The organism is Mycobacterium sp. 1245801.1, assembly GCF_001673055.1.
Lineage (GTDB): Bacteria > Actinomycetota > Actinomycetes > Mycobacteriales > Mycobacteriaceae > Mycobacterium > Mycobacterium europaeum_A.
On record NZ_LZKY01000024.1, the window covers coordinates 22266 to 30145 of the forward strand.

At 67.3% G+C, this 7880-nt stretch carries 8 protein-coding genes; 6 read left to right on the top strand and 2 right to left on the bottom strand.

Annotation, left to right across the window (positions count from 1 at the left end; genetic code table 11):
- Nucleotides 1-337 precede the first annotated feature (337 nt).
- Together A5622_RS01425 and A5622_RS01430 are read left to right on the top strand one after the other, a co-directional pair.
- The gene (locus A5622_RS01425) at nucleotides 338-1270 is read left to right on the top strand and encodes a class I SAM-dependent methyltransferase (RefSeq protein WP_066876203.1); all 933 of its coding nucleotides are present in this window, start codon (nucleotides 338-340) and stop codon (nucleotides 1268-1270) included.
- Entirely contained in the window at nucleotides 1267-1902 is a 636-nt protein-coding gene (locus A5622_RS01430) for a class I SAM-dependent methyltransferase (protein ID WP_066876205.1), read from the top strand. Before A5622_RS01425 ends, A5622_RS01430 begins: the two co-directional genes overlap by 4 nt.
- Nucleotides 1903-1999: 97 nt before the next feature.
- Here A5622_RS01430 and A5622_RS29940 read toward each other — a convergent pair whose 3' ends face one another.
- Nucleotides 2000-2668, bottom strand: a complete 669-nt coding sequence (locus A5622_RS29940) for a chitin-binding protein (protein WP_082976042.1) — start codon at nucleotides 2666-2668, stop codon at nucleotides 2000-2002.
- 301 nt (nucleotides 2669-2969) lie between these two features.
- Between A5622_RS29940 and A5622_RS01440 the strand changes: the two genes are divergently transcribed.
- The 3 genes from A5622_RS01440 to A5622_RS01450 all read left to right on the top strand — a co-directional run bounded on the left by A5622_RS01440 (nucleotide 2970) and on the right by A5622_RS01450 (nucleotide 6189).
- On the top strand, nucleotides 2970-3683 hold the full coding sequence (locus A5622_RS01440; protein WP_066876209.1) for a VIT family protein: 714 nt from the start codon (nucleotides 2970-2972) through the stop codon (nucleotides 3681-3683).
- A 111-nt stretch (nucleotides 3684-3794) separates the two neighbouring features.
- Nucleotides 3795-4637 carry a thioesterase family protein gene (locus A5622_RS01445; protein WP_066869543.1) on the top strand — a complete coding sequence of 281 codons (843 nt, stop codon included), beginning with the start codon at nucleotides 3795-3797 and terminating at the stop codon, nucleotides 4635-4637.
- A gap of 19 nt (nucleotides 4638-4656) precedes the next feature.
- On the top strand, nucleotides 4657-6189 hold the full coding sequence (locus A5622_RS01450; RefSeq protein WP_066876207.1) for a class I adenylate-forming enzyme family protein: 1533 nt from the start codon (nucleotides 4657-4659) through the stop codon (nucleotides 6187-6189).
- 98 nt (nucleotides 6190-6287) lie between these two features.
- On the opposite strand, the gene A5622_RS01455 is transcribed toward A5622_RS01450, so the two are convergent.
- Nucleotides 6288-6908 carry a TIGR03085 family metal-binding protein gene (locus tag A5622_RS01455; RefSeq protein ID WP_066869549.1) on the bottom strand — a complete coding sequence of 207 codons (621 nt, stop codon included), beginning with the start codon at nucleotides 6906-6908 and terminating at the stop codon, nucleotides 6288-6290.
- A gap of 116 nt (nucleotides 6909-7024) precedes the next feature.
- On the opposite strand from A5622_RS01455, the gene A5622_RS01460 reads away from it, so the two are divergent.
- Nucleotides 7025-7880 (top strand): ATP-binding protein (locus tag A5622_RS01460; RefSeq protein WP_197507924.1); only part of this gene is annotated, 856 nt, incomplete at its 3' end.

Consider the following 7880-nt stretch of genomic DNA (forward strand, 5'->3'; position numbering starts at 1 on the left):
CGGGTTGCCGGTGACGGCGATCGCAACACCGGCGACGAGCCGCGCCGACGGTGAATGCGCCCCGGGTTGGGGCTGGAGCGCGGAGTTGAACGAATGTGTGTTCCTCCTCCCGGCCGCAAACGGACCGGGCGGGCCTGGAGGGCCGGGCGGCCCTGGAGGGCCCGGCGGGACCCGGCGGACCGGGACGCCCCGGGCCACACTAGAAAGCCGGCTAGCTGAGGCGACGCGACGCTCGATCTGGCGAAACAGCCGGGCTGTGGGGCCGCGGGAACTTTACGCACCCACCGTTCGTTATATCGGCTAAGTAACCTGTGATTCCGAGGGAGACAGTAGCCGCATGCCACGCACAGACAACGACACCTGGGATTTGGCGACCAGTGTGGGCGCCACCGCCACGATGGTCGCCGCCGCGCGAGCGATCGCGACCAAAGCCGACAACCCGTTGATCGAGGACCGATTCGCCGAACCGCTGGTTCGTGCCGTCGGGGTGGACTTCTTCACGCGCTGGATTTCCGGCGACCTGGTGGCCGCAGACGTCGACGACCATGAATCCGGCTGGAAGCTCGAACACATGCCCGCCGCGATGGCCTCCCGAACCCGATTCTTCGACTCCTTCTTCCGCGCCGCGACGCAGGCCGGGATCCGGCAGGCCGTGATCTTGGCGTCGGGCCTCGATGCGCGCGCTTACCGGTTGGCCTGGCCGGCCGATATGACCGTGTTCGAGATCGACCAGCCGCAGGTGATCGAATTCAAGACCGCGACGTTGGCCAAGCTGGATGCCGCCCCGACGGCGCAGTTGCGTACCGTCGCGGTCGACCTGCGCAACGACTGGCCGAAGGCATTGGTAGACGCCGGATTTGACCAGAGCCGGCCCACCGCGTGGATCGCGGAGGGGCTCCTCGGGTACCTGCCGCCCGAGGCCCAAGACCGCCTGCTGGACAACATCACCGCACTCAGCGCCGCCGGCAGCCGGCTGGCGTGCGAAGCTATTCCGGACATGTCGGAAGTGGACACCGAGAAGGCCCAGCAGATGATGCAGAAGGCCGCCGCGAAATGGCGCGAGCACGGCTTCGAGCTGGATTTCGGCGAGCTCGGTTATCAGGGCGAGCGCAACGACGTCGCCGTCTATCTGGACAACCTGGGATGGCGGTCGGAGGGCGTGCGGATGACTCAGCTGCTGGCCGACTCCGGCCTGGATACGATTCCGCAAACCAATGATTCCGTCTCGGTGGCCGACACCATCTATTACAGCTCGGAGCTATGTCAATGACCGCACCGCAGCGACGAGGGCTCAACGACGCCGTCACGCGGATATGGAGCTTCCTTGCTCCGGTCTACGATCTGCCGTTCCTACAGCAGTGGGTGTACCGGCCTCCGCACAACGAGGTGATCGCCCAGCTGCGCACTCACGGCGCTCGCAAGATCGCTGACATCGCTTGCGGCACGGGGATTTTGAGTGATCGGATCGAGCGCGAACTGCAGCCCGACGAGATCTACGGCGTCGACATGTCTGACGGGATGCTCGGCCAGGCTCGCGCCAGGTCGGACCGGGTGCAATGGCTGCGCGCGCCGGCCGAGCAGCTCCCGTTTGACGACGGCGCTCTGGATGCCGTGGTGACAACCTCGGCCTTCCATTTCTTCGATCAGCCGGCGGCATTGCGGGAATTTCACCGCGTGCTGGCGCCGGGTGGCCTGGTTGCCGTCTCGGCGCTCAGTACGCGGCAACCGCGGCTGCAGTCCTCCGCGAACTCCCGGTGGAAACCGCAACACAACGCGTCGGCACCCGAGATGCGGACATTATTCGAAAACGCCGGGTTCTCGATCAGCGATCAGCACCGGATCCCGCGACCGGTGTGGACGGCGCTGGTACCTGACCTGCTGACTGTCGGGATCAAAAGCTGAAGCCAGCGCCGAGCGTGAAAACCGTTCGGCGCCAACGTAAACAAGCGAAGACGCCCGCTTCGCCGATCGGCGAAGCGGGCGTCTTGTCAGCTATCGATCACAGCGGGATCCACACTCCGAAGAGCCAGAAGCCCCACTGGTTGAAACCGGGATCCCAAATGGGAGTTTCCTGGTAGCCCCAGTAATTGATCGGGCCGTAGTCCCAGTGCCCACCGGGCGGAGGGAGCGGTCGATCCCAGGCCGGCCGCGGCGGCGCGCCCGCTCCCCAGGGCCCAGGTCCGTCGCCCCACGGTGCACCGTGGAAGTAGCCGCGCTGGGCGTCTCCGTGCCAAGGGCCGCCGGGGTGGGGATCCGGTCCACCGAATCCGCCGGGAGCACCGGGGTGATCGCCTGGACCACCGGGGCCGCCAGGCCCGCCTGGGTGGTCACCGGGGCCGCCAGGCCCGCCCGGACCGCCGGGATGATCGGGGCCGGGGCCACCCGGACCACCCGGACCACCGGGGTGATCACCAGGCGGCGGACCGCCAGGACCACCGGGGCCGCCGGGGTGGCCACCGGGACCACCGGGCCCACCCGGTCCGCCCGGCCCGCCGGGATCGTTGGGACCGGTGGGAGCGTGGCCGCCACCGGGCGCCGCCCCGCCGTGATTACCCGGAGGCTGCGGCGCTCCGGGCGCAGCGTTGGCAAACCCGGCGCCCATTCCCAGGGCCGCAGCGCTGAGCGCTCCGGCGATGGTCACCCCTCCGACAAGTTGCTTCAACTTCATGATGCTTCACCTATCCACTAGGGATTTCTTGCAAGGAAGTTCGTTCGAACACCCCCCGTTACATCCCCGACGCTAGATAGCTTTCCTATGGACTGGCTGTGACCCGGCCATGCAGAACGTTTGGTCGCGGCCGCCACCATGCCGCGCTCAACGCCGTCATCCACCCGAGCGCAAGCCAGCCGCGCAGCGCGTTCACCAGGTCTTTTCCGGCGAATCGGCGCGGACCAACGCGGCACGTAGGCCGGTTTGGGAAGGCTATGTTGGCTAGTCGGCAAGGGTTTTCATCTATATGGTTGCGGCCGTGCCGAGTGCGTCACATCCGCACGAACCCCACGTCGGTTCGGTGTCGTCGAAATTGAATTGGCTGCGCGCGGGCGTCCTGGGTGCCAATGACGGAATCGTCTCCACCGCGGGCATCGTCGTGGGGGTCGCGGCCGCCACCGCCGAACGCGCCCCGATATTGACCGCGGGCAGCGCCGGCCTGGTCGCCGGGGCGGTGTTGATGGCGCTGGGCGAATATGTTTCCGTCAGCACCCAGCGCGACACGGAGAAGGCGCTGCTCAGCCAGGAGCGTCGCGAACTGCGCGAAGACCCGGCCGCCGAGCTGGACGAGCTCGCCGCACTGTATGAAGCGAAGGGCCTGACGCCGGCAACGGCTCGCACCGTGGCCGAGGAACTCACCGACCACAATCCGCTGCTCGCCCACGCCGAAGTCGAACTGGGTATCAACCCCGACGAGCTGACGAACCCGTGGCAGGCGGCATCGTCGTCGGCGCTTTCGTTTGCGATCGGTGCGCTCTTGCCGTTGGTCGCGATCCTGGTCCCGCCGACCACGTGGCGAGTCCCCGTCACGGTCGTCGCCGTACTCGTGGCGCTGGTCATCACCGGTGCGGTCTCGGCCGGCTTGGGCGGAGCCCGCAAGGGCCGAGCCGTGCTGCGCAATGCCATCGGCGGCAGCCTCGCGCTGGGGGTCACCTACGTGATCGGTCATCTGGTGGGCGCCGCAATCGGCTGACCGATGAGCGTCACGGCGCGGTGCGCAGCCGACGACTGGAAGCGCAACTGTAACATCCACAGTTGCGGTCCTCAGTAGAGCCCGCCATCCCATCACCCGAAGGGTCATGCAGTGGCCGAGCCCGATATCGCGCCGGAGGAAGCTTCCTGGGCGGAACCCGTGCCGTACTTTGTCCGCGACGAAAACCACTTCGTCCCAACCAAGATCGCGCGTGGCGGATGGGGCCCATCACTGAGCGGACATGTCGTCGGCGGACTCTTGGCGTGGGCGGTCGAGGATGCGGCCCGGGACGCGGAACTGCAACCGGCGCGCTTGACCGTCGACCTACCCCGGCCCACGGCCTTGGCGCCGCTCGAGGTGCACACGAAGGTGCAACACGACCGACGCCGATTGCGGCTGGTCGAGGCCGTGATCACCCAGGACGGCGCCCCGGTGGCGCAGGCGAGCGCGCTGTTTTTGCGGCGTGGCGCCCAGCCCGAGGGGCAGGTCTGGTCGCCACCGGTGCAAATGCCACCGATCCCGCTGGACGACGCCTACTCGACGCTGTTCATGCGCACCTACGGCTGGGGCGCGGACGTACAGAATCCCGATCCGGACTGGCCGCAAGGCGACGGTCCGAAATACACGTGGATCCATGAGACACGGCCGCTGATCGACGACGAACCGCTCACCGCCTTCACCCGCGTGGCCATGGCCGGTGACATCACGGCGTCGATCGCCAACTGGGGCACCAACTCCCTGCAGTTCATCAACGTCGACTACACGCTCACGCTCAGCCGGCTGCCCGAGGGCGCCCATGTCGGGCTCGCCTCCCTGACGCACCACAGCCACGACGGGGTGGCCAGCGGCTCGGCGGTCCTGGTGGACGCCAACGGCCCGATCGGCACCGGGGTGTCCGTCGCGATTGCACACTCGGGATTCCGCCCGCCCTCCACCGATCCGTCCGCCAGGTGAGCCGAAAGGAATTGGCACGGTGACATTCTGGGCGTTGGTCGCCGACGCGGCACAGCGCGGATCACCCCGACCGCTTCTCGCCGATGAATACGGGCGGAGCCTGACAGCGGGCCAACTGCACGACGCCGCGTGCGCAACCGCTGCCGCCCTGGCCGAACGGGGGGTACGCCCGGGAACGGTCGTGTCCTGGCAGCTGCCCACCACGCTGGAAACCATGGTGGTGATGGCCGCACTCGCCCGGCTCGGTGCGGTCCAGAACCCGATCATCCCCATCCTGCGGGAAAGCGAGGTCGGCTTCATCACCGGCCAACTGCACTCCGAATTTCTTGTGGTTCCCCGGCTTTGGCGCGGCTTCGAATACGGTGAGCTGGCCCGGGCATTGTCGAGGGACAGGGGCTTCGAGGTCCTCACCCTCGACCTGGCAACACCGCCGTCCACCGGCCGGCTGCGGCTGCCCGGTGCCGACACCGCAGCGCTCCCCCCGCCGCCCAGATCCGCCGACGACCCACGCTGGATCTACTATTCTTCGGGAACCACCGCGGCCCCCAAGGGGATCCGTCACACCGACACGTCGGTGATCGCCGGCTCGGCGGGAGTGGTGGGCATGGTGGGCGCCAACAGTAGCGACGTGGATCCGATCGCCTTCCCGATCGCACACATCGGCGGGGCGGCGATGCTGGCCACCGGGTTGCTGACCGGCATGCGGTTGGTCCTGTTCGAGACGTTCGACCCGGCCACCACGCCGTGGGCCATCGCCGCGCACAATCCGACGTTCCTGGGGACCGCGACCCCGTTCTTCGTTGCATTCCTCGAAGCCCAACGGGCCCAAGGCGATCGGCCGCTGTTTCCGTCGGTCCGGGGCTGCCTGGCCGGGGGAGCGCCCGTCACCGCCGAACTCAGTCGCCAGGTCCGCGACACCTTCGGCCTGGCCGGCATCGCCAATGCGTGGGGCATGACCGAGTTTCCGTGCGCGACGTCACCCTCGTTGACCGCCGCGCCCGAGGTGCTCGATCACACCGTCGGGCCGCCGGTCCCTGGGGTCGCAGTCCGCGCGGTCGACAGCCGCGGCGTCGAACTGGCCGCCGGTCAGGAGGGCGAGCTGCTGCTGAAGGGACCCCAGTGCTTCCTCGGCTACGCCGACCCGGCGCTCGACGCCGACGCGTTCGACGACGAAGGCTGGTTGCGCACAGGTGATCTCGGCCTGATCGATGCCGACGGCAATGTCCGCGTCACGGGCCGCACCAAGGACGCGATCATCCGCAACGCGGAGAACATCTCGGCGCTCGAAATCGAGAATGCGCTCGCCACCCATCCCGACGTCGCCGATGTCGCCGTGATCGGCATTCCGGACCCCCGAACCGGCGAACGCGTCTGTGCCGTCGTGGTGCCCGCGACGGCCGACGGTGTGACGTTGGAATCCCTTGTGCGACATTGCCAATCACGCGGCCTCAGCCGATACAAACACCCCGAACACCTGGTGGTCGTCGAGACGCTGCCGCGCAATCAGTTCGGCAAGGTCATCAAGAAGGAGCTGCGCGCGGCCTTCGGATGACCAACGTCCACTCAAACTTGATAGCGCATGCGCTATCAAGTTTCGAATCGCGGATATCCTCCCGGACGGCCCGCAAGCGGCCGCCGCGATCGCCGGTCCTACAACCCCTTAGGCGCATCGCGGACGGCCTGCACCGCCGCGGCGTCGCCGTCGAAGTCGACCTTGGCCTGCCGCCCCACGCTGAACAGCAAGAGCTCCTCGGGCGCCCCGGTCACCGTCACCGCGGGGCCCTGACCGGCGGTGAGCACCGTCTTACCCTCCGGGGTACGCAGCGCCACCCGGCCGGGCACCTTGGCGAGGGTGACCCGGGCCATCAACGGCAGGGTGCGCCGCAGCATCTTGCTCAGGGCGGGCTCCAGCGAGCGCGGCTGCCAGCCCGGCTGCGCGCGGCGCACGTCCTCGTGGTGGATGAACATCTCGGCCACGTTGGCCACCGGGTCGAGCAGTTTGAGCGGCGAGTAGACCGGCGGGCCGGCGGCGAGCTTGCCGACCAGCTCATCCCACGCATTCCGCTCGGCCACCTGGTTCTGCACCTTCTCGGTATGGGAGGCGAAGAAAGGAATCAGGATGCCGGGCGCGGCGTCGGGACGGTACTCACGGATCACCAGGTGCGCGGCCAGGTCCCGCGTCTTCCATCCCTCGCACAGCGTGGGCGCGTCCGGCCCGACGCCGCGCATGGTTTCCACCAGGGCGGCACGTTCGCGTTGAGCAACAGACATGCGTTCAGCCTAGAGGCGGTTGCCCCGAAGTGGATGGGTCCACCGAACACCAATGGTGGGCGGCTCGGTAAATTTGAGACGTCACTGTCCTTTGGAAAGGAGCTGTAGGAGCAGTCATGAACGCGCGCGTCGAGCAGTTGGAGTTTCAGGCAGAGGCTCGGCAACTGCTGGATCTGATGGTCCATTCCGTCTACTCCAATAAGGACTCGTTCCTGCGGGAGTTGATCTCCAACGCCTCCGACGCGCTGGACAAGCTCCGGCTTGAAGCGTTCCGGAACAAGGACCTCGACGTCGACACCTCCGACCTGCACATCGAGATCGACGTGGACAAGGATGCGCGCATCCTGACCATCCGTGACAACGGCATCGGGATGACCCGCGCCGAAGTGGTGGATCTGATCGGCACGCTGGCCAAGTCGGGCACCGCCGAGCTGCGCAAGCAACTAAGGGAGGCGCAGAACCTGAAAAACCGAGCGGCCTCGGAAGAACTCATCGGCCAGTTCGGTATCGGTTTCTATTCGAGTTTCATGGTCGCCGACAAGGTCGAGCTGCTCACCCGCAAAGCCGGCGAGAGCGAGGCCACCAAATGGGAATCCAGCGGCGAGGGCACCTACACCATCGAATCGGTCGACGACGCCCCGCAGGGAACGTCGGTCATCCTGCACCTCAAGCCCGAGGACGCCGAGGACGAGCTGCACGACTACACCGCGGAGTTCAAGATCAGGAGCCTGGTCAAGAAATACTCCGACTTCATCGCCTGGCCCATCCGCATGCAGGTCGAGCGGCGAGAACCGGCCGGCGAGGAGGGCGGCGAGGAGACCGTCACCATCGAGACCGAAACCCTCAACTCGATGAAGGCCCTGTGGGCCAGGCCCAAAGAAGAGGTCTCCGAAGAGGAGTACAAGGAGTTCTACAAGCACATCGCGCACGCCTGGGACGACCCGCTCGAGGTCATCGCGATGCGCGCCGAAG